21 protein-coding genes are annotated in these 22778 nt (G+C 65.3%); 9 read left to right on the top strand and 12 right to left on the bottom strand.

The annotated features are described in order from the left end of the window. Positions 1-119 precede the first annotated feature (119 nt). Positions 120-1619, bottom strand: coding sequence for an NAD(P)H-hydrate dehydratase (locus QXZ94_RS11240; RefSeq protein ID WP_315720453.1), 1500 nt, complete (start codon positions 1617-1619; stop codon positions 120-122). 516 nt (positions 1620-2135) lie between these two features. Here QXZ94_RS11240 and QXZ94_RS11245 point away from each other — a divergent pair. From QXZ94_RS11245 to QXZ94_RS11255, 3 genes are all read left to right on the top strand, one after another. Next, on the top strand, positions 2136-2474 hold the full coding sequence (locus QXZ94_RS11245) for a P-II family nitrogen regulator (protein ID WP_009027873.1): 339 nt from the start codon (positions 2136-2138) through the stop codon (positions 2472-2474). 226 nt (positions 2475-2700) lie between these two features. Beyond that, positions 2701-4110: a type I glutamate--ammonia ligase gene (gene glnA / locus QXZ94_RS11250; protein WP_006611030.1), complete on the top strand. Its 1410-nt coding sequence runs from the start codon at positions 2701-2703 to the stop codon at positions 4108-4110. 125 nt (positions 4111-4235) lie between these two features. Further along, positions 4236-4631: a hypothetical protein gene (locus QXZ94_RS11255; protein WP_315720454.1), complete on the top strand. Its 396-nt coding sequence runs from the start codon at positions 4236-4238 to the stop codon at positions 4629-4631. A gap of 39 nt (positions 4632-4670) precedes the next feature. Here the strand turns inward: QXZ94_RS11255 and QXZ94_RS11260 are convergent, their stop codons facing one another. Continuing rightward, on the bottom strand, positions 4671-5282 hold the full coding sequence (locus QXZ94_RS11260; protein ID WP_315720455.1) for a hypothetical protein: 612 nt from the start codon (positions 5280-5282) through the stop codon (positions 4671-4673). A 97-nt stretch (positions 5283-5379) separates the two neighbouring features. Continuing rightward, on the bottom strand, positions 5380-6150 hold the full coding sequence (locus tag QXZ94_RS11265) for a gamma-glutamyl-gamma-aminobutyrate hydrolase family protein (protein ID WP_315720456.1): 771 nt from the start codon (positions 6148-6150) through the stop codon (positions 5380-5382). A gap of 223 nt (positions 6151-6373) precedes the next feature. Between QXZ94_RS11265 and QXZ94_RS11270 the strand changes: the two genes are divergently transcribed. Beyond that, positions 6374-7522 (top strand): AI-2E family transporter, encoded by a 1149-nt coding sequence (locus QXZ94_RS11270; protein WP_315720457.1) that lies wholly within the window; start codon positions 6374-6376, stop codon positions 7520-7522. Between the two features lie 32 nt (positions 7523-7554). On the opposite strand, the gene QXZ94_RS11275 is transcribed toward QXZ94_RS11270, so the two are convergent. Both QXZ94_RS11275 and QXZ94_RS11280 read right to left on the bottom strand, forming a co-directional pair. Next, positions 7555-9582, bottom strand: a complete 2028-nt coding sequence (locus QXZ94_RS11275; protein ID WP_315720458.1) for an acyltransferase family protein — start codon at positions 9580-9582, stop codon at positions 7555-7557. Positions 9583-9867: 285 nt separating this feature from the next. Then, entirely contained in the window at positions 9868-11040 is a 1173-nt protein-coding gene (locus tag QXZ94_RS11280; protein ID WP_315720459.1) for a M20 aminoacylase family protein, read from the bottom strand. A gap of 376 nt (positions 11041-11416) precedes the next feature. Between QXZ94_RS11280 and QXZ94_RS11285 the strand changes: the two genes are divergently transcribed. After that, a complete protein-coding gene (locus tag QXZ94_RS11285) occupies positions 11417-12697 on the top strand; it encodes an MFS transporter (RefSeq protein ID WP_315720460.1) in 1281 nt (426 codons plus the stop codon). On the opposite strand, the gene QXZ94_RS11290 is transcribed toward QXZ94_RS11285, so the two are convergent. The 3 genes from QXZ94_RS11290 to QXZ94_RS11300 form a co-directional block, all read right to left on the bottom strand. Next, the gene (locus QXZ94_RS11290; protein ID WP_315720461.1) at positions 12679-13233 is read right to left on the bottom strand and encodes a phosphohydrolase; all 555 of its coding nucleotides are present in this window, start codon (positions 13231-13233) and stop codon (positions 12679-12681) included. The two genes, QXZ94_RS11285 and QXZ94_RS11290, sit on opposite strands and share 19 nt — an antisense overlap. 36 nt (positions 13234-13269) lie before the next feature. Then, positions 13270-13572 carry an antibiotic biosynthesis monooxygenase family protein gene (locus tag QXZ94_RS11295; protein ID WP_315720462.1) on the bottom strand — a complete coding sequence of 101 codons (303 nt, stop codon included), beginning with the start codon at positions 13570-13572 and terminating at the stop codon, positions 13270-13272. Positions 13573-13642: 70 nt separating this feature from the next. Further along, positions 13643-14869: a GGDEF domain-containing protein gene (locus QXZ94_RS11300; RefSeq protein WP_315720463.1), complete on the bottom strand. Its 1227-nt coding sequence runs from the start codon at positions 14867-14869 to the stop codon at positions 13643-13645. Positions 14870-15258: 389 nt separating this feature from the next. Here QXZ94_RS11300 and QXZ94_RS11305 point away from each other — a divergent pair, with 389 nt between their 5' ends. Beyond that, entirely contained in the window at positions 15259-17337 is a 2079-nt protein-coding gene (locus QXZ94_RS11305) for a LamG-like jellyroll fold domain-containing protein (protein WP_315720464.1), read from the top strand. Positions 17338-17430: 93 nt separating this feature from the next. On the opposite strand, the gene rpsI is transcribed toward QXZ94_RS11305, so the two are convergent. From rpsI to QXZ94_RS11320, 3 genes are all read right to left on the bottom strand, one after another. Continuing rightward, positions 17431-17913 (bottom strand): 30S ribosomal protein S9, encoded by a 483-nt coding sequence (rpsI, locus tag QXZ94_RS11310; protein ID WP_172109671.1) that lies wholly within the window; start codon positions 17911-17913, stop codon positions 17431-17433. A gap of 1 nt (position 17914) precedes the next feature. Then, on the bottom strand, positions 17915-18379 hold the full coding sequence (rplM, locus tag QXZ94_RS11315; RefSeq protein ID WP_172109672.1) for a 50S ribosomal protein L13: 465 nt from the start codon (positions 18377-18379) through the stop codon (positions 17915-17917). Between the two features lie 158 nt (positions 18380-18537). Beyond that, complete coding sequence (locus QXZ94_RS11320; RefSeq protein ID WP_172109673.1) at positions 18538-18966, bottom strand: PaaI family thioesterase; 429 nt, start codon at positions 18964-18966, stop codon at positions 18538-18540. Between the two features lie 84 nt (positions 18967-19050). On the opposite strand from QXZ94_RS11320, the gene QXZ94_RS11325 reads away from it, so the two are divergent. The 3 genes from QXZ94_RS11325 (at position 19051) to QXZ94_RS11335 (ending at position 22111) form a co-directional block, all read left to right on the top strand. Then, entirely contained in the window at positions 19051-19872 is an 822-nt protein-coding gene (locus QXZ94_RS11325) for an enoyl-CoA hydratase (RefSeq protein WP_315720465.1), read from the top strand. Between the two features lie 142 nt (positions 19873-20014). Beyond that, complete coding sequence (locus QXZ94_RS11330; RefSeq protein ID WP_315720466.1) at positions 20015-20599, top strand: CoA-binding protein; 585 nt, start codon at positions 20015-20017, stop codon at positions 20597-20599. A gap of 228 nt (positions 20600-20827) precedes the next feature. Next, on the top strand, positions 20828-22111 hold the full coding sequence (locus tag QXZ94_RS11335; protein ID WP_315720467.1) for an O-acetylhomoserine aminocarboxypropyltransferase: 1284 nt from the start codon (positions 20828-20830) through the stop codon (positions 22109-22111). 368 nt (positions 22112-22479) lie between these two features. Here QXZ94_RS11335 and QXZ94_RS11340 read toward each other — a convergent pair whose 3' ends face one another. Continuing rightward, positions 22480-22674 carry a hypothetical protein gene (locus tag QXZ94_RS11340; protein ID WP_315720468.1) on the bottom strand — a complete coding sequence of 65 codons (195 nt, stop codon included), beginning with the start codon at positions 22672-22674 and terminating at the stop codon, positions 22480-22482. Positions 22675-22778: the final 104 nt, after the last annotated feature.

Consider the following 22778-nt stretch of genomic DNA (forward strand, 5'->3'; position numbering starts at 1 on the left):
TCGCCCGGCTTGACCGGGCGATCCAGTACGCCGAGACGTCCGTGATTGAACCGATGGGCCGCGGCGTACTGGATGCCCGCCTTCGCGGGCATGACAGTCTTTGCTGGGCAACAGCCGCCTCAATAAGCGACCCCGAACCGGTCATATAGCCGCCGGAACACCGCCGGCAGCGTCTCCGTCAGGTCCTCCGCGATCAGCCCCGGCCCCGCCTCCGCGCCGGCCTCGCCATGCATCCAGACGCCTATGCACGCCGCCTCGAACGCCGGCACGCCCTGCGCCAGGAGCCCTGCGATGATGCCGGCGAGCACGTCGCCGGCGCCCGCTGTGGCGAGCCAGGGCGGCGCATTGGCGGCGATGGCAGCGCGGCCGTCGGGCGCGGCGACGGTGGTGTCGGCGCCCTTCAGGAGCACGACGGCGCCGCAGCGGGCGGCCGCGGCGCGCACCCGCTCGAGCTTGGAGCGGCCGGGATTCTTGTTGCTGAGGTCCGAGAACAGCCGTGGGAATTCGCCCTCATGCGGGGTCAGCACGATCTGCGCGTCCGCCATCATCCTGATCTGCTCGAACAGCCGCTCCGGCGCGTCGGCGAAGCTCGTCAGCGCATCTGCATCCAGCACCAGATGACGCTGCGCGGTGAGCCCGGTGAAAACGAGATCGCGCGTGCGCTCGCTGACGCCCGTCCCCGGGCCGATGATGCAGGTGTTGTAGCGCTTGTCGCCGAGCAGCTCACCGAACTCGATCGCGCTGTCGGCGGCGCGCACCATCACAGCCGTCAGCGCCGACGCATTGACTGCGAGCGCATCACGCGGCGAGGCTAAGGTCACGAGGCCGGCGCCGGCCCGCAACGCAGCCCGCGCAGCCATGCGCGAGGCGCCGGTGGCGGTGAGATCGCCGGACACCGCGAGCACATGACCCCGCGCGTATTTGTGGCCGTCGATAACAGGCACGGGAAAGCGGCCGTGCCACAACTCCGGATCGTTCTCGAACGCCTGCGGCTTGATTTCGTCGAGCACCTGCGGATCGATGCCGATGTCGGCGAGCCGGACGCGGCCGCAATGCTGGCGTCCCGGCAGCAACAGATGCGCCGGCTTCTTGCGGAAGAAGGTCACGGTCTCGGTCGCCCTGACGGCGATGCCCATGACCGCGCCGGTCGTACCGTTGATGCCGCTCGGCAGATCGACCGCGAGCACCGGCGCGCCGTTGGCGTTGATCGCCGCGATGACGTCCTGCGGCTCGCCGCAGACGGGACGGCTGAGGCCGGCGCCGAACAGCGCATCGACGATCAACGCCGGCTTGCCGATCGCCTGCGGCGTGAACGGCAGCACCGGAAACTTCCAGCCCTTGGCCGCCGAGGCCGCATCCCCCTGCAGCGCGTCGCGCTCGCACATCAGGATGACCGAGACGTCGCGGCCCTGTGCGGCCAGCTCCGCCGCCGCCACGAAGCCGTCGCCGCCATTGTTGCCGGGCCCGCAAACGACCAGGATCGACCCCTCCTCGACCAGATCCATGGCGGCCGCAGCGACAGCCTGGCCGGCGCTCAGCATCAACGAGAATCCGGGCGTGCCGGCCGCGATCGTCAGCCGGTCGGCACGCTCCATTTCGCTCGTGGTCAAGACTTCCATTGCTGCTCATGTCCCCCCGCAGCGGTCTCATGCCCGCTGCTCGATGGTCGCCACGCGCGCCGTGCCCCGCGCGTCAGCCGAATCCTGTCACCTCCTATTGCCGCGCCCGCAGGCAAGTTCCAAGAGCGCTACCCTCCTCTCGCACCGCTGATCTCGTGATCGGTCGTCGCCTTTTCCCTGGGCATTTCGGCCGGGCTGCGGACGCCACTCCGACTTCTGCACAACTTATGACCTGTTTGCCTAATTCGCGAGCTTCGGTATTCTGGACGCTCCCTGAGGGAATCGTCGGCGCAGCGCCAAAGGCCCGGATATCTGTTCGATTCAGCCTCGTTAACGACTTGGCATAGACCCTGCTTTTGTGGAGCCACTTCGGCACGGGGCAAGACGGGCTGTCAATCACCGGGCCTCCGCCGGAGAATGTCGGGCCCGGTAACGAATGATCGAATGACCTGCGCATCGGCGCAGCCTGACGATGACCCAACTGTTTTTTATAGCGGAATGCCCGGGAGGCGCTCAGTGAAGAAGATCGAAGCCATCATCAAGCCGTTCAAGCTCGACGAGGTGAAGGAGGCGCTTCAGGAAGTGGGACTTCAGGGCATCACCGTGACCGAGGCGAAGGGTTTCGGCCGACAGAAGGGTCATGCCGAACTCTATCGCGGCGCCGAATACATCGTCGACTTCCTGCCCAAGGTGAAGATCGAGATCGTGATCGGCGACGACCTGGTCGAGCGCGCGATCGAGGCGATCCGCCGCGCGGCCCAGACCGGCCGCATCGGCGACGGCAAGATTTTCGTCTCCAACATCGAGGAAGCCATTCGCATCAGAACCGGTGAATCGGGGCTGGACGCGATCTAGCGCCAGACCCGAGGCTTGGGAACGGTCGCCCGTCCCAGGCCTCGGATAGAGAAAATTTGCTGCGAAAGCAGCCACGACGGCAGCGCAGGCGTTCTCCACGGGACGCCTGACCGCGGCCATTTTGCCGTTTCCGATATTGTCTTGGCCCCCGTGCGAGGCTAAGGAGCATGACCCGCGGACGCCGTCCCGCGCCGGGCCGTGACGTTATAAGCCAAGAGGGGTATTCATGAAGACCGCCAAGGACGTCTTGAAAGCAATCAAAGACAACGACGTCAAATACGTCGACCTCCGCTTCACCGATCCGCGGGGCAAGTGGCAGCACGTCACCTTCGACGTCAGCATGATCGACGAAGACATTTTCGCCGAAGGCACCATGTTCGACGGCTCCTCGATCGCCGGCTGGAAGGCGATCAACGAGTCCGACATGTGCCTGATGCCCGACCCGGTGACCGCGACGATCGATCCGTTCTTCGCCGAAACCACCATGATCATCACCTGCGACGTGCTCGAGCCGACCACCGGCGAGCCGTACAACCGCGACCCCCGCGGCATCGCCAAGAAGGCCGAGGCCATGGTGAAGTCGATGGGCGTGGGCGACACCGTGTTCGTCGGCCCCGAGGCCGAGTTCTTCGTGTTCGACGACGTCCGCTACAGCTCCTCGCCCTACAACACCGGCTTCCGCCTGGACTCCTCGGAGCTGCCGACCAACTCCGACACCGAGTATGAGGGCGGCAATCTCGGCCACCGCATCCGCACCAAGGCCGGCTACTTCCCGGTGCCGCCGCAGGATTCTGTGCAGGACATGCGCTCGGAGATGCTCGGCGCGATGGCCCGCATGGGCGTCAAGGTCGAGAAGCACCATCACGAGGTCGCCTCCGCCCAGCACGAGCTCGGCATGAAGTTCGACACGCTGACGCTGATGGCCGACCAGATGCAGATCTACAAGTACTGCATCCATCAGGTCGCGCACATCTACGGCAAGACCGCCACCTTCATGCCGAAGCCGGTCTACGGCGACAACGGCTCGGGCATGCACGTCCACCAGTCGATCTGGAAGGACGGCAAGCCGGTGTTCGCGGGCAACAAGTATTCCGACCTGTCGGAGACCTGCCTGTCCTACATCGCCGGCATCATCAAGCACGCCAAGGCCATCAACGCCTTCACCAACCCGTCGACCAACTCCTACAAGCGTCTGGTCCCGGGCTATGAGGCGCCGGTGCTGCTCGCCTACTCCGCGCGCAACCGCTCGGCCTCGTGCCGCATCCCCTACACCTCCTCGCCGAAGGCCAAGCGCGTCGAGGTCCGCTTCCCCGATCCGCTCGCCAACCCCTATCTCGGCTTCGCCGCGATGCTGATGGCCGGCCTCGACGGCGTGAAGAACAAGCTCGACCCGGGCCCGGCGATGGACAAGGACCTCTACGACCTGCCGAAGGAAGAGCTGAAGCAGATCCCGACCGTCTGCGGCTCACTCCGCGAGGCGCTCGAGAACCTCGACAAGGACCGCGCCTTCCTGAAGGCCGGCGGCGTGTTCGACGACGACTTCATCGACAGCTACATCGCGCTGAAGATGACCGAGGTCGAGCGCTTCGAAATGACCCCGCACCCGGTCGAGTTCGACATGTACTACTCGGGCTAACAGCCCGAACGATCGGCGGAGACGACAGCAGGGCGCCCCTCACGGGGCGCCCTTTTGTTGTTGGACATTTGCACGATCCGTTCTATCTTGATTGCATTTTAACTAACTATCTAGCGGGGGTTGAAATGCCAGAGACGAACGAGGTTTTTGATAAGATCTGGGACCTCTACATCCCACCAATCCGGCAGAAGATTTCCAACCGAGCATCAGAAATCGCGAAGGAAGCTGATCGATCCGAGCTTGAGGCTGGCGACGTCTTCGTGTCGCTAAACGAATACATCCCCGGTAACAAATTCCCCTCCCAAATGGCGCCCAAACCGGAGGGCTGGTGGAACCGCACATTTGTTGGTTTCACCGCCGTCGTCGCTTTGATGACGATTGCTTTCGGAGTCTTGGGCGTAGTCGGATTGATCTACAATCCAGCCAAGGAAGCCACCTCAGGATTTCTGGAGATCGCAAAGATCTTCGCAGGAGCCGTTATCGGGGGAGCAGTCGGATCCAGCACGACTTCTCGCAAGTAGGGTGCGGTCTCTCTAAGAAGAATACCAATTTCGCCTCCATCACTTCGCAGCGAAATTCACGCCGATCTCGGTTACCACGGGCGCAAGCTTCAGCAGCGCCGGATTGTCGGACGACACCTTCACGCCGTCGCCCGACAGCGCCCGCGGCGTGTCCTTCTCGGTGCCGAACCGTACCGTGATCGAGCAGCCGCCCGGCAGCATGCGCCCGAGCGCGCCGTTCTTGAAGTCGGTGACCCAACCGCCATAGTCCCAGCCGAAGCCTGCGACGGCGAGCGGCTTGCCGTTGGCCTTCTGAACCGCAGCGAGGCTCGCGCCGATGCTGATGCCGGCCACGCTCCAACGGCTGGTCTTGGCCGTGTCGCGCAAGGTGAGTCCGGATACCGTGGCGGCCTTGTCCTCGATGAAGCCGACTTCGATACGGCGGTCCATCGCGCGCGGAAACAGCACGAGGCCTTTGTAGGTCTCCCCTTCCGCTCCGGGCAGATCCTCGATCACCGCTTCGTTTCCATAGCGCTGCTTCAGGGTCTTCGCCGTGTCGGTCGCGGCCACCGGCAACGTGCAGGTGATCGGTCCTTCCGTTGGCGGCGCGGTCTGGGCAAGAGCAGGACTCGCAACGGCCAGCGCGATGGCGGCGGTCAAGACATATCGCATCAGTGAACCCTTGTGAGAATGCAAGACAACGCGGCCGACAGTCTTGGGTCTTTACGGTCTTGGGTCTGTTTCGCCGCACCTCGGGTTCAGGCTGACATCAGGTCGCCAGACGCCGCTTCCTCACCGCCTCACCGAACGCCTCGAACAGCTTGCGGTTGATCGGGTTCTTCTGCGGGTCATATTCGGCGTGCCATTGCACGCCCAATGCAAAGCTCGACGCATCGGCGATGCGGATGGCCTCGATGGTGCCGTCCTCGGCGATGCCCTCGATGACGACGCGGTCGCCGGGCTCGAGGATGCCCTGGCCGTGCAGCGAATTGACCTTGATGCTGTCGCAGCCGAGGATCCCGGCGAAGGCGCCGCCCGGGGTCAGCCGCACCTCGTGGCGGTCGGCGAAGATGACGGTCGGATCGGGATGGATCTCGCCGTTCTCCAGCCGGGGCATGCGGTGGTTCATGCGGCCGGGAATTTCGCGGATCTCGGGGTGCAGCGAGCCGCCGAAGGCGACGTTCATCTCCTGCAGGCCGCGGCAGATGCCGAACAGCGGAATGCCCCGGGCGACGCAGGCTTCCGTCAGTTGCAGGGCGACCTCGTCGCGATGGACGTCGTAGGGCTCGTGCTTGAGGCTGGGCTCGGTGTTGAAGCGCGTCGGATGCACATTGGCGCGGGCGCCGGTCAGCACCACGCCATCGACCACGTCGAGCAGCGCGCCGATGTCGGTGATCTCCGGGACGCCGGCAAACATCAGCGGCAGCGCCCCCGCGACCTCGGCCACGGCGCTCAGATTGCGCTCGCCCACCATCTGCACGGTGAACCTGTTCTCGACGCGATGGCTATTGCCGATCACGCCGACGACCGGACGCTTCATTGCCCTCGTTGTCTCCCTGATGTGCCGGCTCGATCTTCGGATCAGCCAGCAGGCACAAATCATGCCTGCGTCGCATCCACGGATCAACATATGCGCGCGCGGGTCCCCAATGCCAATTCCGGACAACCCCGCAGCGTCCGCCCGTCAACGATCTCCAATGCCCCGCTTGATCCGGCAGCGGTTTTCGCCAATGTGGGACGCCGATCAGCACAAAGGACGCCTCATGACCGCCCCCGCAGACCCCCGCCTCCAGGCCCGCAGCGACCTGGCCTGGGCCATTGCCGTGGGCGGAATCGGGGTGATCCTGTTCATGGCCGCTCTCGCCTTCAGCTGGTATTACGCTGCGGCGCTGTTCCTGCTGTTCTCCGGCATGCTGCTCGGCGTGGCGCTCAACGCAATGACCAGCCTGCTCGGCCGGGTGCTGCCCTGGCCCCACCCGGCGCGGCTCGTCATCGTCTGCGTGGCGCTCGCAGCCGTTCTCGTCGGCATCGTCTTCCTCGGCGGCACCACCATCGCCGACCAGGCCAAGGTGCTGAGCGACACCATCAAGTCGCAGCTCGGCAACATCAAGGGCTTCCTCGACCGTAACGGCATCGACACCAGCTTCTTCGACTTCAACGCCGCGCCGCCGGCCACGTCCGCCCCCGATGGCGGGTCGACCACGCCGACTCAGACGCCGTCCCACGGTCTGCCGAGCGGACTGCCCTCGCCGAGCGCGCTGGCCTCCTCCGGCGGCGCCATCGTCAGCCAGACCTTCAAGCTGCTGCTGGGCACCGTCAGCGCCGTCGGCAACTTCTTCATCGTGCTGTTCCTGGGGCTTGCCTTCGCGGCGCAGCCGGCGGTCTATCGCAGCGGCTTGCTGTTCCTGGCGCCGGCCAAGTACCGCGACCAGGCCACCGTGATCGTCGACCGCATCAGCTACACGCTGGAGCGCTGGCTGATCGCCCAGATCACCACGATGTTCGCGGTCTTCCTCGTCACCTGGATCGGGCTCGCCATCATCGGCGTGCAGAGCTCGTTCATCCTCGGCATCCAGGCCGGCCTGCTGGCCTTCATCCCAACCGTCGGCGCCATCATCGCCGGCGTCATCGTGGTGCTGGCGAGCCTCGCCTCGGGCTGGGTCGCGGCCGCCTCCGCCTTCGTGCTGTTCCTCGGCGTGCACGCGATGGAAAGCTACGTGCTGACGCCGTTGATCCAGCGGCAGGCGCTGGACATTCCGCCGGCCACGCTGTTCGCGTTCCAGATCCTGCTGGGCATCGTGTTCGGCGTCTGGGGCCTGACCCTGGCGCTGCCGCTGATGGCGATCGCCAAGGTCATGATCGACTATTTCAAGAGCGACCGCACCACCGAGGACGCCGCGGCCGCGATCTGAGACTGTGTTCTTGGCGGCGGTCCCTGCCCCGGCTATTGCACTTGAGACGAAGCGTCCCGAGGCCTCGTCGAGCGCCCGGCCACGAGCTCCTTCAGCTTGGCTTCCGACGGCAGGGCGAGTCTGCTCAGGAATGCATCCAGTTGCGGCTTCAATTTGGAGACGACGAATTTGGAGCCTTCCGGCGTGAGGTGGATGATGTCCCAGGTGATCGGCGTTTCCGGATCAGCCCTGGTTGGACAAGCACGCAGGCTGCAGATCGCATCGAGGACCGAAACGTACTGAACGCCGGGGTGAGAACGCGCGATCTCCCGGAGACGCTCGTCGGCCTTGAACGATGCCTCCACCGGCGTGAGCGAATTGGCGACCGGCAGATGCATCCGCTCGTAGTTGAACAAGGTCTGAGCCAGTGGAGCCGGAAATTCCAGCGAAGGCCCAAGCAACAGAACCGGAATGCCCGCGTCTTCCGCCTCCTTCAGCAACGCACCGAGATAGCCGTCGAAACCCGGAGCGGCCGATTGGCCATAGACATCGACGTACACGCGCCAATTGCCTGAAACGATCACCGCCGCGGGTCGTCGCGCCCTGATCTCTTCGCGGAGGAGACGATTGGCGTCATTGCAGCTTTGCGAAAACTCCTGCCGCAACTCGACGAAGGGGGCGCAGGCCGCCGATGTCAGCTGCATCAAATGATAGGCCGCAGGCAGGTAGTCGCGCAGGCCCCAGCCATAGTGGGCGGCGATGCTGTCACCGGCGAGCAGAATGTTGCGCCTGTCTGCCGCCGGCGTGAGACACGCGCCGGAATCGTAGTGCGACAACGGCTCGTCCGGCTGCAGAAAACAGCTATGTGTTCGATAGAACGGCGCCACCGCCTGGGCATTGTAGCGCAACATCCGCTCCTGCGACGCCGGAAAGCGTCCTGCATAGCCCTCGTGCGAAAAGCCGTGGACCCCGACCGCCATCAGAACAGCGGCCGTGCCCGCGATCAGTCCCGAGGTGCGCAAGCCGTTCCAGGCGATGCGTGCACGAATGGGACGTTCCACGGCGATATGCGACAGGTACGCCAGCAACACCGAGCACACCAGCAGCGCCATCGTCCCGGCGTTCGAGCTTGCGACGTCGAGCGGGAGCGCCGCTCTGCCGAGAACGAACACCGGCCAATGCCAGAGATAGAGCGCGTAGGACAGGCGCCCGACAAACGCCCCCGCATTCTCGAACGGCAGCCGGGGCCTGCCGTCGTCCTGATTGAACGCGATGATGAAGAGGGCCGCGCCGAGACAAGGGATCAGCGCATGCAGCCCTGGAAAGCGGGTCTCCGGCCGGAACATGACTACCGGAATCAACATGAGCGCCAGCCCCATCAGCCCGTGGGCACAGCGCGCCGAGAACCCGACCGGCGACCATCGATGAAGAAAGAAGGCGATGCTTCCGATCAGGAATTCCCAAGCCCGCAGGGGAGCAAGGTAGAACGCAGCGGAGGCTGAATTCTTGATCAGGAGTTCGTCAACAATGCACAGCGCCATCGTGCCGGCGATGACCAGAGCGAGTGAGGATCTCGACGCGGGATCGCGAAAGAGCTTGCTCCAGAGCCAGGTGATGACCGGAAACAAGAAGTAGAACTGCTCTTCGACCGACAGTGACCAAGTATGAATCAGGACCTTGCCCATCGTGGGCAGGTCGAAATAGCCGGTCTCCATCCAGAAGAAGATGTTCGACGAGAACAGGAGCGTCGAGATCGCGCTGCCGAAGAACATCCGGTAGTCGCTCGGCGGCACCAGGACATACCCTGCGATTCCCGTCACGAGGATCAGCAGGTAGAGCGCGGGCAGCAGGCGCCTTGCCCTGCGCTCATAGAATGTCAGGAAGGAAAACGAATCGGTGGCAAGCCCCGCCCAGATCAGCCGCGAGATCACGTATCCGGAGATGACAAAGAAAACGTCGACGCCGACGAAGCCGCCGCCGAAGCCCGGCACCTCATAGTGAAACCCGATCACCGAAATGACGGCGAACGCGCGCAGACAATCGATGTCCGGGCGATACTCCAAACGCACGGCAACGCTCACTCTGACAACCCGTATCGACGAGGCCAGTCTGGCCTACCGGGTTACCCGTGACACGTCGGGAAACGAATCTCAACATTTGGAAACAATCGCCGGAGCCGCGCGCGGAGCGGTGTGACCGCGTCGCCGCACTCCGGCGCACCAAGCTCTCTCGAACGGCCTTCGGAGAGTCGTAGATCGACCGTTCGTGCGCGAACCGAACAGGTGAACGATCGCTCCTTCGAAGCCACACCGGGAACGGCACCTCACGGTGGAGCATTCATCCAGAACACTTGCTCACTCTGGACTCTATTCAACCGGCATCGCCGTCTCGACCAGCTTGGCCCAATAGCTGATCCCATGCGGGATCACTTCGTCATTGAAGTCGTAGGCCGGGTGATGCAGTCCACCCGCGGTCTCGCCGATGCCCATGAACACGAAGGCGCCTGGCCGCGCCTGCAACATGTAGGCGAAATCCTCGCCGCCGAGCTTCGGCGGCATGTCGGTCGTGACCTGATCCGGCCCGACCACGCTGCGCGCGACATCGGCGGCGAATGCGGTCTGCTCAACGTGGTTGACGACGACAGGATAGCCCCACTCGTAGTCGATCTCGACGTCGACGCCCATGCCGCTCGCAAGCCCGTTCACGACGGCCTTGAACCGCTCGTCCATCAGCCGGCGGATCTCCTCGTTCAGCGTGCGCACCGTACCGCCGATGACGGCCGTCTGCGGAATGATGTTGTCGGCCGTTGTTCCGGAATGAAAGCGCGTGATCGACAGCACCGCGCTCTCGACTGGGTCGACGTTGCGCGCCACGATCGACTGCAGCGCGCTCACGATCTGAGCACCGGCAACGATCGGATCGACGCATTTGTTCGGTCGCGCCGCGTGTCCGCCATGGCCTGTCAGGCGCACCTCGAAGGTGTCCGCGGCCGCCATCACCGCCCCGGCGCGGGTAGCCACCGTGCCGAGCGGCAGGCCCGGCGCATTGTGCAAACCGTAGACCTCCTCGATGCCGAAGCGCTCCATCATGCCGTCATCGACCATGGCGCGGCCGCCGGCTCCGCCCTCCTCTGCCGGCTGGAAGATCACGACCGCGTTGCCGGCGAAATTCCGCGTCTCGGCGAGATAGCGTGCCGCACCCAGCAGCATCGCGGTGTGACCGTCATGGCCGCAGGCGTGCATCTTGCCGGGAACGGTCGATTTGTGCGGGACGTCGGTGATCTCCTGCAAAGGCAGGGCATCCATGTCGGCGCGCAGGCCGATCACGCGCTGTGACGGCGCGCGGCCGCGGATGACGCCGACGACGCCGGTCCGGCCGATTCCGCTGACCACCTCGTCGACGCCGAACGAGGTCAGCAACTCGGCGACGCGAGCAGCCGTCCGGTGCACCTCATATTGCAGTTCGGGATGCTGGTGGAAGTCACGGCGCCAGACCTTGGCGTCCTCGGCAAGCTCGGCGGCGCGATTGATGATCGGCATGAGATGTTCCAGGTGAGGAAGCGTGTTGCGCTTCGGAGATTTGGTTGAGCCGCCGGCAGCGGAATCGTCGCAATCCCGTCGTGGGGCAACGGCAATGCCTCTCATTGCACGTTGCGCGCCGGTAAAAGGCAAGCCACATCTGCTCATGCGAGGTTGCGCGCGCTGCATTCCGGCAACGAAACGAAAGGCCGACGACGCAGCGATTGCGCCCGTGCGGAGCTCGCCGGCAGGCTCTGGCGGCGTTGGGCCATCAGCGGTCCGACATCCGCGCTGGACAGAGGTTCTCGGTATCGTAGACTGACGTCGTGACTCGCTCGCTGCGCCGTAGCCCAGCCGCTTGGTCAACGAGGTCCTCGAACAGACGGACAGGTCAGTCATGCAACACGTCTCCGGCGACGCGATGCGCCGTCGTGTCGTGATCTCCTCGACCATCGGCAATGCGCTCGAATGGTTCGACTTCACGGTGTTCGGGCTGTTTGCCGGCGTCATCAGCAAGCTGTTCTTTCCGGCCGACGATCCGAGAGCGTCGCTGCTCTCCACCTTCGCGGTCTTCGGCATCGCCTTTGCGGCGCGGCCGCTCGGCGGGCTGGTGTTCGGCCTCTACGCCGACAGATACGGCCGCAAGAAGGCGCTCGTGGTGATGATCACGATGATGGCTTTCGGCACTGGCCTGATCGGCGTTCTTCCGACCTATGCGTCGATCGGCATTGCCGCTCCGGCTCTCCTGCTGCTCGCACGCCTGATCCAGGGCTTTTCCGCCGGCGGTGAATTCGGCTCGGCGAGCGCCATGCTGATCGAGTTCGCGCCTCCCGGCCGCAAGGGCCTCTACGGCGCCTTTCAGACGGTGTCGCAGGCGCTCGCCTTCGCGCTCGGCGCGATGCTCGCGGTCCTGCTCGGCAAGACTTTGTCGCCTGCGGATTTCGCCGGCTGGGGCTGGCGGGTGCCGTTCATCCTCGGGATCCTGATCGGACCGGTCGGCTGGTATCTGCGCCGACGATGCGACGAATCGCCGGAATTCCAGGCCTATCTTGCCGAACGAGCGGCCAGAGCGACCGCCCGGAAAAGGACCACCCTCGGCCGGCTGCTCGCAGAGCATCCGCGCGAGCTGCTGGCTTCATTCGGCCTGATCGCAGCGGGGACCGCGATCTATTATGTCGGGGGCGTGTTCCTGCCGGCCTTTGCCGCCAGCGAGCTCAAGCTGCCGCTGGCCGATGCGCAACTCGGGCTGCTTGCGGTCAGCCTCGCCAATGTGCCGCTCGGTCTCGCGTCGGGGCTGCTGTCGGACCGGATCGGCCGGCGGGGCGTGATCGTGCCCGCGCTGCTGCTCTATCCGATCCTCTACGTCGTGCTGTTCAGGCAGCTGGTGGCGGAGCCGACCACCGCGCATTTGTGGCAGTTACAGGCCGTGGGGCTGCTGCTCGGCGTGCTCGGCGGTGCCGTGCCGGCGTTCATGACGGAGATCTATCCCGTCGGCGTCCGCGCAACAGGGGCATCGCTGATGTACAATTTCGGCGTGATGCTGTTCGGCGGCCTTGCGCCCTTCATCAACACCTGGCTGGTGCAGGCCACCGGCGACAAGACCGCGCCGGTCTACTACATCATGTTCGCTGCGACGGTCGGCCTGCTCGGCATGGCCGTCTATCGCAGGAGGGCGTGAGCGCGCAGCTCGCGCAAGAGATTGGCACGTGCCTTCTGGTCGAGCGCGGCAGCAAAGTCCGCATCGGGATAGATCACCGGCCGGTTTGCGAACCGCTCCAGGACGGCCGCGCGCCCGGTGCGGTAGGCGTCGTCCGGCACGTGTGCATATTCGCGCCGGATGGCATCCGCATAGGCATCGTAGCTGGCCTGATCGGCGCCGAGAATGGCGAGATCGATGGAGACGAGCAGCGCGCCGCGCCGGTCGCCGGCGGCGACGTCGTGCGTCCGGGTCAGCCGGATCAGACGCGCCACCTCGTCTCGCATGTCAGGCGCGACATGACGCTCCGCAAGGACGGCGCTCTGCTCCTCGTTGTCGGATCGCCTGGGATCATAAACGACGTCGTGCCACCAGATCGCCAGCGTCAGGATCTCGCGATCGCGGGCGTCGAGGCCCGCGACGCGATCGAGCCATGCGAGGCAGTCCTCGACATGGCGCAGATCATGGTAGTGCCGTCCCGGCGCGGAATACGCAGCGATCAGATCGTCACGGGTCATCGCGGCTCCGCTCCGTAGCAGCTGCGGCTAAGACGCTCAGCCGGCCGAGGTCAGCACCGTCTCGGTGTGCTCGACCTCAGGCGGCGCCGCGAAATACTGCCCGACCAGGCCGCGCCATTCGGTGAAGTTCTCCGAGCCGCGGAAATCCACCGTGTGGTTCTCGAGCGTCTCCCACGTCACCATCAGCCGGTAGCGCTGCGGCTTCTCGATCGACTTGTGCAGCTCGAAGCCGTGAAAGCCCTTGGAGCGGCCGAAGGCGGCACGCGCCTTGGCCACTGCCGCCTCGAAATCCTTCTCCGTGCCGGGCTTGACGTCGATCTGGGCGATTTCGGTGATCATGGTCTCGCGGCCTCCCCTGGTTGTTGGACCGTTTGTCTAGCCCAGACCAGGGAAGAGAGAAAGCGACGCGTCAGCCCGAGATGACCGCCTGACCGGCCGGCGGCGTCGCCGCCGTCGCGGCTGCGGCACGCTGGCGGCGGTAGCGATCGAGCGACAACGGCAGCTCCGCCGACGCCTCGACACGGTTGCGGCCGGAGCGCTTGGCCTTGTAGAGCGCGGTATCGGCGGCCGCGAGCAGCACGTCGAGATCGGTGCCGGCAGCTCCGCCGGCGACGCCGATGCTGACGGTGGTGTCGACCGGCTTGTCCTCGCACACCACGCCGGCGGCGGCGAAGGCTTCGCGGACGCGCTCGGCGGCGACCATCGCCTCTTCGATGGAACAGGGCAGAAGCGCTGCGAACTCCTCGCCGCCGATCCGCCCCGAAAGATCGGTCAGCCGCAGATTGTTGACGACGACGTTCGCGAACAGCTTCAGCACCTCGTCGCCCTCGGCATGGCCGAAGCGGTCGTTGATCGACTTGAAATGATCGATGTCGAAGATCAGCACGCTGACCGGCCGTCGCTCGCGCGCCTCGCGCTCGATCAGTTGCGCGCAGGACTCGGCGAAGCCGCGCCGGTTGAGCAGCCCGGTCAGCGGGTCGGTGGTCGCCGCGCGCTTGTGGGCGCTGACGATGCGCTCGGACACCAGCATGAAGATCACGAAGACCGTGCCGACCGCGTAGAGCACGAGCTCGATCGAGAAGATCGTCACCCAGGCGGCGGCGAAGGCGCCGTCGGCGTCGCGCAGCATGTTGCCGAGCAGGATCGGCAGCATCAGGACGAAGCCGTGCATCGCGGGCACCAGCAGCGCCGGCCAGCGCTTGTGCAGGGTGCGGCGCCGCTCCTGCCACAGCTCGGCCGCGGTGAGCGTCGCATAGAGCACGACGAGGGCGGCTCCGATCGTCAGCCGCAGCGATTGCGCCGAGGGATGGAGCAGCATGCCACTCGCGATCCAGACGATGGCGCCGAGAACGAGGCCCGGCACGCTCGGCCGTTTGCCGTGGAAGACGCGGGCGGCGTTCCACACCATCGCGGTCGCAATCAGGCCGATCGAGCTGAGGAACAGCGAGACCACCTCGCCATAGAGGTCGCCGATCAGCGTCCATAGCGCGATCGCGACCGCACCGAGAACGTACGCGGCGCCCCACCAGCGCAGCGCCGGCGTGCTCTCCTGCCGCCCGAAATGCAGCAACATGGCGCCAAGCAGCGCCGCGACCATCGTCGCTACGATGTCGAGCGTCAGGCTATCAAGCGCCATGCGTCACCTCGGTTGCTGCGGCGGCGCGGGAACTCAGGGTTAGCGCCGCCTTATCGCGATCAACCTAACCGGTGGTCTGTTCGAAAGACGTTTGCCTGGGATGCCAAGTTTTCTCGAAAAGCTCGGCGCAACTCGCCCGTAAATTGCTGCGCAAAAATGCAGCAAACAGGATTCAAAAACGATCGCAGCCGCCGAGGCCGACGCTCGCTGTAATTGCGCGTCGCCTACGGTCTCTCATTGATAGTTGCGAACGAACGCGAGAAATATGAAGCATTTCACATCCGCGGGCCGACACTCATCGAAACGATAAGAAACCTTCTCAAATTTGAGATCATCTCTCCCTAACACGCTCGACGGCGGCAGAGCGGCCGCACGAGGTGGGGACGAGCATGTCTTTCGACGACGATTCAAACGACAAGAAATCAACAGCAGATCACCCGACGGCTAGCGTCGATCGCCGCACGCTGCTGCGCAACGCCATGGGCGTGTCGGCGCTCGGCCTCGGCGCCAGCCTGCTGCCCGGCCAGGCGGCGCACGCGCATTGGCGCATGCATCACCACCATCGGCACGTGACGACGAGCTTCGCGCTCGCGGTGCTGCCGGACACGCAGTTCTATTCGCGCTATGCGACGAGCGAGGAAGGCCAGGCCTATCAGCGCCAGTATGGCAGCACGCCGTATCCGGCGCAGACCCAGTTCATCGTCGACAACGCCGCGAAGTATCACATCCCGTTCACGATCCATCTCGGCGACGTCGTTGACCAGGTCAAGCATCCGCAGCAATGGGCGGTCGCCGACGCCGCGATGAAGCTGCTGGAGAACGCCGGCCGCCCCTACTCCGTGCTCGCCGGCAATCACGACGTGCTGCAGGCGCTGGAGTTCGAGAGCGCGGCGAGCCAGGGCTCGGGCACCGACGCGCAGCGCGCCCCGTCCGAGCCGTATTTGTCCTGGTTCCCGGCCAGCCGCGCCGCCAGGCAGCGCACCTTCCTGGAGCGGCACCCGAGCGGCTGGCACGAGGCGCATGTGTTCCACGCCTGCGGCGTCAGCTTCATGGTGCTGTCGCTGTCCTGGCGCGCCTCGGACGATGCCATCGCCTGGGCCCGCAGCATGATCGCGCGCCACCCGATGCTGCCGGTGATCCTGGTCAACCATCAGCTGCTCAACATCGCCAATGACGGCGTGAGCCCGCTCGAGGTCGCCTACGGCCAGTATCTCTGGGACAAGCTGATCCGCAGCAACGACCAGATCTTCATGACGCTCAACGGCCACTATCACGGCGGCGCGCATCTGACGAAGTTCAACGACTTCCGCAACCCCGTGCACCAGATGGTCGTCGACTATCAGATGGCCTATCAGGGCGGCAACGGCCTGATGCGGCTGTACGAGTTCGACTTCACGAAGAACCGGATCGACGTTGCCTCGTTCTCGCCCTGGGTCGTGGCGAAGCCGAAGGACAGCCTCAGGCAGTTCGATCGCGCCTGGCTGTCCGAGGACAACCACGAATTCACCATCGACATCGACTTCCAGCGCCGCTTCTCGCGCTTCACCCGCTTCTGCCATCTCCCGGCGTTCGCCGGCACGCCGATCCTGCCGCGGGTCAAGCAGGACCTCTACACCAACTACACCGAACAGCCGGAGCCGGTGGTGGTGCCGCCGGCCAACGAGCAGGACTATCCTCTCATCGCCGAGACGGTGGCGCATTGGCGGATCGCGTCGTCTGCGATCGGCAAGGCCGTCGCCGCCGGCACCGCCCTGCCGGACCTCACCTCGGGCAATCCGATGCAGCGCGCCTCGCTCGCAGGTGCCGCCCAGGTCGCCGACGTCGTCTTCACCGCCGACAAGCATCGCCTGTCGTCGGCGCCTGGCAGCGTGCAGTTCCTCAACACCACCAAGCAGGGCGGCGGCCGCTTCAGCTGGTTCACGACAGCGGCCAATGCCCCGATCAACGCGGCGAGTTTCGCCAAGGGCTACACGGTCGAGGCCTTCATCAAGATCGACCCGAACTGGAAGGCGGCCGATCATGCCTGGTGCAACATCCTCACCCGCTTCGGCAATCGCGGCTGGCTGCCGGGCTTTGCCGGCGGTGATCCGGAGTCGCCGCCGATCCTGTTCGCGATCTCGAACCTGCGCGAGGTGCAGTGGGAGATCGTGCCGTCGAGCGCGACCGCGCAGGCCCAGACGGACTGGTCCGGCGAGATCATGCTCGACACCTGGTACCACCTCGCGATCGTCAACAGCCCCGCGGACAATTCCACCGTGCTCTACATCGAGGGCGCGCCGGTCGTGCGCAGCGTGATCGGCGGCAACGGCATCGCCAGCGTCGCGGCGTCCCAGCCCTGGGCGCTCGGCTGCGGCTGGTGGGACCGCGCGCCGGCGGACGGCTTCATCGGCAGCATCGGCGAGGTTCGCGTGGTGTCGAAGCCGCTGGCGCCGGACCAGTGGCTGACCGCGCGCCGCGCCAGCACCTGATCAACGAACGCAGAAAGCAAAACGGGCGCCCGCGAGGGCGCCCGTTCGTATGGGTGGCTGAGCGATCCGGCCAGAGCCGGATCGCCTGGGAGATCAGCGCTTCGAGAACTGGAAGGAGCGGCGGGCCTTGGCCTTGCCGTACTTCTTACGCTCGACGACGCGCGAGTCGCGGGTCAGGAAGCCGCCCTTCTTGAGGACGCCGCGCAGCTCCGGCTCGAAGTTCGTCAGCGCCTTGGACAGGCCGTGACGCACCGCGCCGGCCTGGCCGGACAGACCGCCGCCGGCGACCGTGCAGATCACGTCGTACTGGCCCTTGCGGGCGGCGACGACCATCGGCTGCTCGATCATCATGCGCAGCACCGGACGGGCGAAGTACACTTCGATGTCGCGGGTATTGACGGTGACCTTGCCGGAGCCCGGCTTGATCCAGACGCGGGCGACCGCGTCCTTGCGCTTGCCGGTGGCATAGGCGCGGCCGAACTTGTCGACCTTCTTCTCATACTTCGGAGCGTCCGGCGCGGTGACGGCGCCCTTGAGCTGCGACAGCTGATCGAGAGACTGGATGCTTTCGGCCATCTTATGCGGCCCTCGTGTTCTTGCGGTTCAACTTCGCGATGTCGAGCTTCTCGGGGCTCTGCGCCTCGTGCGGATGATCGGGTCCGCCATAGACACGCAGATTGCCCATCTGCACGCGGCCGAGCGGGCCACGCGGGATCATGCGCTCGACGGCCTTCTCGATCACGCGCTCGGGGAAGCGGCCCTCGAGGATCTGGCGCGCGGTGCGCTCCTTGACGTGACCGACATAGCCGGTGTGCTTGTAGTACACCTTCTGCTCGCGCTTGCGGCCGGTCAGGACGGCGTGCGCGGCATTGACGATGATGACGTTGTCGCCGCAGTCGACGTGCGGCGTGTAGATCGGGAGGTGCTTGCCGCGCAGCCGCATGGCGACCAGCGTGGCGAGACGGCCGACGACCAGACCCTTGGCGTCGATCACGACCCACTTCTTCTGGACCTCGGCCGGCTTTGCCGAAAAGGTTTTCATGAGAGATATCCGTGACAGGGAGAATGCGGCGCGGACGACGCGCCGAACTGGTCGCAGCTTCTAGAGAAGCCGCCCGCGTTCGTCAACGCTGTCAGCGCTAAATTATATCAATAAAAACAGTGGCTTGAAAATATGGTGCAATAATACCCTCGAAAACATCACGCATTCGGAATGGAATAGGTCGCCGTGACGTGGGCGATCGGATCGGGCGATTCCCCTGATAACAGCGTGACTTCGCCGACCGCCAGCCGCTTGCCGAGCTTGAGCAGCCGCGCCTCGGCCAGCACGTCGGCCCCGGCCGCGCCCTTGCGCAGGAAGTTGATGTTGAGATTCGTCGTCACCGCGAGCCCGACCGGGCCGATCGCCGACAGCAGCACCACGTACATCGCGAAATCGGCCAGCGCCATCAAGGTCGGCCCTGAGACCGTGCCGCCGGGGCGCAGCATGCGCTCGTTGAAGCGCTGCCGCATCCGGCAGCTCCTGCCATCGGCGCTCTCGATCGAAATGTCGCCGCCGGTGCGGAACGCCTGCGGAAATTCCGCGTGCAGGAACGCTTCCAGCTCCGCGATCGTCATCTTCGCCGCCATGTCTCCCCCTGCTCTGTCTCGTTGCCTTCTGTTACATTAGCCGCAACGATGCGCCCACATGGAAATCGCCGAACGGAAACCGCAATGTCCGCCCCTGCCCTTGCCCACGCTGCCGACACGCCGATCCTGTTGCGCGAGATGGCCGGCTCCATTGCCGTGCTGACGCTCAATCGCCCGGCGCAGCGCAACAGCCTGTCGGAGCCGCTGATCGCGGAGCTGCATCGGGCGGTGGCCGAGATCGACGCCGACACGACCGTGCGCGCCGTGGTGATCGCGGCGAATGGCCCGGCCTTCTGCGCCGGTCATGACCTGAAGGAACTCACCGCGCATCGCGGCGACGCCGACCGCGGCCGCGCCTTCTTCGCCAAGCTGATGAACGCCTGCAGCGCGATGATGCAGGCGATCGTACATCTGCCGAAACCCGTCGTCGCGTCCGTGCAGGGCATCGCTACCGCGGCCGGCTGCCAGTTGGTCGCGACCTGCGATCTCGCGGTGGCTTCCGAGCGCGCCTCGTTCGCGACGCCCGGCGTCGACATCGGCCTGTTCTGCTCGACGCCGATGGTGGCGCTGTCACGCAACGTCACGCGCAAGCAGGCGATGGAGATGCTGCTGACCGGCGAGCCGGTTCCAGCGCTACGCGCCCGCGAGATGGGCCTGATCAATCGCGTGGTGACGCCCGGCACGGAACGCGACACGGCGATCGCGTTGGCCCAACAAGTCGCGCGCAAATCGGCGCATACGATCAAGCTCGGCAAGGAGGCGTTCTACCGCCAGGCCGAAATGAACCTTGCCGACGCCTACCGTTATGCGGCAGAGGTGATGACCGAGAACATGCTCGCCCGCGACGCGGAGGAAGGCATCGGCGCCTTCATCGAGAAGCGGACGCCGAATTGGCGGGATGAGTGACGTCGGCCGCTATTCTCTCCTCCGTCATTCCGGGGCGCGCGGAGCGCGAGCCCGGAATCCATACTCCCGGTCGTGGTTATGGATTCCGGGCTCGCCCCGACGGGCGCCCCGGAATGACAGCAACTAACAGATTGCGTCCATCATGAATCACGACACCTATCCCGACGACTACATCCGCGGCATCCTCAACGGCGTGAAGGTGATCGCGATGGTCGGCGCCTCGCCGTCCGAGATCCGGCCGAGCTTCTTCGCCTTCAAATATCTGGTGCAGCGCGGCTACGACATGATCCCGGTGAACCCCGGCCATGTCGGCAAGAGCCTGATGGGCCGTCCCTTCGTCGCCTCGCTCGCCGACATCGGCCGCCCGCTCGACATGGTCGATATCTTCCGGAGCTCGCAGCACATCATGCCCGTCGTTGAGGAGGCGCTGAAGCTCTCGCCCCTGCCGAAGGTAATCTGGATGCAACTCGGCGCGCGCGACGATGCCGCGGCCGAAAAGGCCGAGGCCGCCGGCATGAAGGTGGTCATGAACCGCTGCCCCAAGATCGAGTATGGCCGGCTGTCGTCGGAAATCTCCTGGATGGGCGTCAATTCCCGCACCATCAGCGCCAAGCGCGCGCCGATCCCCACCCAGGGCATGCGATTGTCGCTCAACCGCACCAGCGTCGGCGGCGGCGCCACGGCGGCGGCGGATCGCGCGGCGAAGGACAGAAGCGATCCGACCTGACGCATCTGCGAAAGGAACGTGTCGCGACCATGGCGCGACACAGCAACGCATTTCAAATCCGATCGATTGTCGCCTGCCGCCTTGACGGCATCTGACCCCGTGGCAAATGTCCTCCGCCGGGATGACGCGGAGGCGCACAAATGCGCGCAATCGACACCGTCTCCCATCATCGATCCCCGTGCCGGCCGGCGCCGCCGCGCGCGGGATCCAAGCCCACGAGGAAACACCATGACCGAACGTGCCCCCGGATTTGCCACCCTCGCCATTCACGCCGGCGCCCAGCCCGACCCGACCACCGGCGCCCGGGCGACGCCGATCTATCAGACCACGTCGTTCGTGTTCAACGATGCCGACCACGCCGCGTCGCTGTTCGGCCTGCAGGCGTTCGGCAACATCTACACCCGCATCGGCAACCCGACCAACGCCGTGCTCGAGGAGCGCGTCGCCGCGCTCGAAGGCGGCACCGCCGCGCTGGCCGTGGCCTCCGGCCATGCCGCGCAGGTCGTGGCCTTGCAGCAGCTGCTGTCGCCCGGCGACGAGTTCATCGCCGCGCGAAAACTCTATGGCGGCTCGATCAACCAGTTCACGCATTCGTTCAAGAGCTTTGGCTGGAACGTGGTGTGGGCCGATACCGATGACGTCGCGAGCTTCGAAGCCGCGGTGAGCCCGCGCACCAAGGCGATCTTCATCGAATCCATCGCCAATCCCGGCGGCACCATCACCGACATCGAGGCGATCGCGCAGGTGGCGCGCAAGGCCGGCGTGCCGCTGATCGTCGACAACACCCTGGCCTCGCCCTATCTGATCCGCCCGATCGATCACGGCGCCGACATCGTGCTGCACTCGCTGACCAAGTTCCTCGGCGGCCACGGCAACTCGATCGGCGGCATCATCGTCGACGCCGGCACGTTCGACTGGGCCGGCAGCGGCGACAAATACCCGATGCTGACGCAGCCCCGCCCCGAATATCACGGCATCCGGATCCACGAGACGTTCGGCAATTTCGCCTTCGCCATCGCCTGCCGCGTGCTCGGCCTGCGCGACCTCGGACCCGCTTTGTCGCCGTTCAACGCCTTCATGATCCTCACCGGCATCGAGACCTTGCCGCTGCGCATGCAGAAGCACTGCGACAATGCCAAGGCCGTCGCGGACTATCTCAGCAAGCATCCCGGCGTGGCCTCGGTGAACTATGCCGGCCTGCCCGAGGACAAGTATCACGCGCTCGCGCGCAAATACTGCCCGAAGGGCGCCGGCGCCGTGTTCACCTTCTCGCTGAAGGGCGGCTATGATGCCGGCGTCAAGCTGGTGTCGAATTTGAAGCTGTTCTCGCATCTCGCCAATGTCGGCGACACCCGCTCGCTGGTGATCCACCCGGCCTCGACCACCCACAGCCAGCTCGACGACGCCGCCAAGATCAAGGCCGGCGCCGGCCCCGACATCGTCCGCATCTCCGTCGGCATCGAGGACAAGGAAGACCTGATCGCTGATCTCGAGCAGGCGCTGAGCGCGTAAGAAAGGCTGTGGCGGCGGACGATTCCGCCTATTAGCTGCTCCGTCATGCCCGGGCTTGTCCCGGGCATCCACGTCGTTCTCCGCAGGCCGGACGACGTGGATGGCCGGGACGAGCCCGGCCATGACGACGTGGAGAGAGACGAGCACAACACGACGATCCGCAAATCGGATCGACCTGCCGCACTTTGCGAGAGACAGAGATCAAGCGAGATTAGTCGTTACCTGCAGCTTTGCTCTACGGCCTCATCTGCACCATGGTCCAAAAACAAAGAGAGCGCGGGCGGCCCCCCTGGGCTTCCGCGCTCTCCTTCGTCCCACGGTCGGGCCGTTGCCGGCTTCTCGAACCGCGCCCTCGTTAACTCATCGTGTCATGTCATCAGGTGCAGCATCCGCGCATGCGTCTGGCCCGCCAGCGGCAGCGCCGTCGCTGCGATCAGCCGGCTCACCGCCAGCGCGCGCAGGCAGGCACCATCCTCGTCGACGGCAGCAAGATCAGTGTGGAATGCGCCTGTCCGTAATTGCAGATGCTGGCGCGCCGACGCGCAAAACGGGATCACCGACATGCTCGAAACCTTCTGGTCTGAGACTCTGATGAAATGCAGCAGAGATTCTGTCCCGAACGCGGACCTCCGGCCCGTCGTTCCGCCAGCCTTAAAAATCGCCGGCA

The organism is Bradyrhizobium sp. SZCCHNS2022 (genome assembly GCF_032377575.1).
Lineage (GTDB): Bacteria > Pseudomonadota > Alphaproteobacteria > Rhizobiales > Xanthobacteraceae > Bradyrhizobium > Bradyrhizobium aeschynomenes.

Excerpts from the sequence above, each read along its gene's own strand:
- QXZ94_RS11260 (WP_315720455.1), bottom strand. The coding sequence starts at position 5,282 with ATGCGATATGTCTTGACCGCCGCCATCGCGCTGGCCGTTGCGAGTCCT.
- QXZ94_RS11270 (WP_315720457.1), top strand. The coding sequence starts at position 6,374 with ATGACCGCCCCCGCAGACCCCCGCCTCCAGGCCCGCAGCGACCTGGCC.
- QXZ94_RS11280 (WP_315720459.1), bottom strand. The coding sequence starts at position 11,040 with ATGCCGATCATCAATCGCGCCGCCGAGCTTGCCGAGGACGCCAAGGTC.
- QXZ94_RS11300 (WP_315720463.1), bottom strand. The coding sequence starts at position 14,869 with ATGGCGCTTGATAGCCTGACGCTCGACATCGTAGCGACGATGGTCGCG.
- QXZ94_RS11240 (WP_315720453.1), bottom strand. The coding sequence starts at position 1,619 with ATGGAAGTCTTGACCACGAGCGAAATGGAGCGTGCCGACCGGCTGACG.
- glnA (WP_006611030.1), top strand. The coding sequence starts at position 2,701 with ATGAAGACCGCCAAGGACGTCTTGAAAGCAATCAAAGACAACGACGTC.
- QXZ94_RS11340 (WP_315720468.1), bottom strand. The coding sequence starts at position 22,674 with ATGTCGGTGATCCCGTTTTGCGCGTCGGCGCGCCAGCATCTGCAATTA.
- rplM (WP_172109672.1), bottom strand. The coding sequence starts at position 18,379 with ATGAAAACCTTTTCGGCAAAGCCGGCCGAGGTCCAGAAGAAGTGGGTC.
- QXZ94_RS11265 (WP_315720456.1), bottom strand. The coding sequence starts at position 6,150 with ATGAAGCGTCCGGTCGTCGGCGTGATCGGCAATAGCCATCGCGTCGAG.
- QXZ94_RS11295 (WP_315720462.1), bottom strand. The coding sequence starts at position 13,572 with ATGATCACCGAAATCGCCCAGATCGACGTCAAGCCCGGCACGGAGAAG.
- QXZ94_RS11330 (WP_315720466.1), top strand. The coding sequence starts at position 20,015 with ATGAATCACGACACCTATCCCGACGACTACATCCGCGGCATCCTCAAC.
- QXZ94_RS11255 (WP_315720454.1), top strand. The coding sequence starts at position 4,236 with ATGCCAGAGACGAACGAGGTTTTTGATAAGATCTGGGACCTCTACATC.
- rpsI (WP_172109671.1), bottom strand. The coding sequence starts at position 17,913 with ATGGCCGAAAGCATCCAGTCTCTCGATCAGCTGTCGCAGCTCAAGGGC.
- QXZ94_RS11320 (WP_172109673.1), bottom strand. The coding sequence starts at position 18,966 with ATGGCGGCGAAGATGACGATCGCGGAGCTGGAAGCGTTCCTGCACGCG.
- QXZ94_RS11305 (WP_315720464.1), top strand. The coding sequence starts at position 15,259 with ATGTCTTTCGACGACGATTCAAACGACAAGAAATCAACAGCAGATCAC.
- QXZ94_RS11335 (WP_315720467.1), top strand. The coding sequence starts at position 20,828 with ATGACCGAACGTGCCCCCGGATTTGCCACCCTCGCCATTCACGCCGGC.
- QXZ94_RS11290 (WP_315720461.1), bottom strand. The coding sequence starts at position 13,233 with ATGACCCGTGACGATCTGATCGCTGCGTATTCCGCGCCGGGACGGCAC.
- QXZ94_RS11325 (WP_315720465.1), top strand. The coding sequence starts at position 19,051 with ATGTCCGCCCCTGCCCTTGCCCACGCTGCCGACACGCCGATCCTGTTG.
- QXZ94_RS11285 (WP_315720460.1), top strand. The coding sequence starts at position 11,417 with ATGCAACACGTCTCCGGCGACGCGATGCGCCGTCGTGTCGTGATCTCC.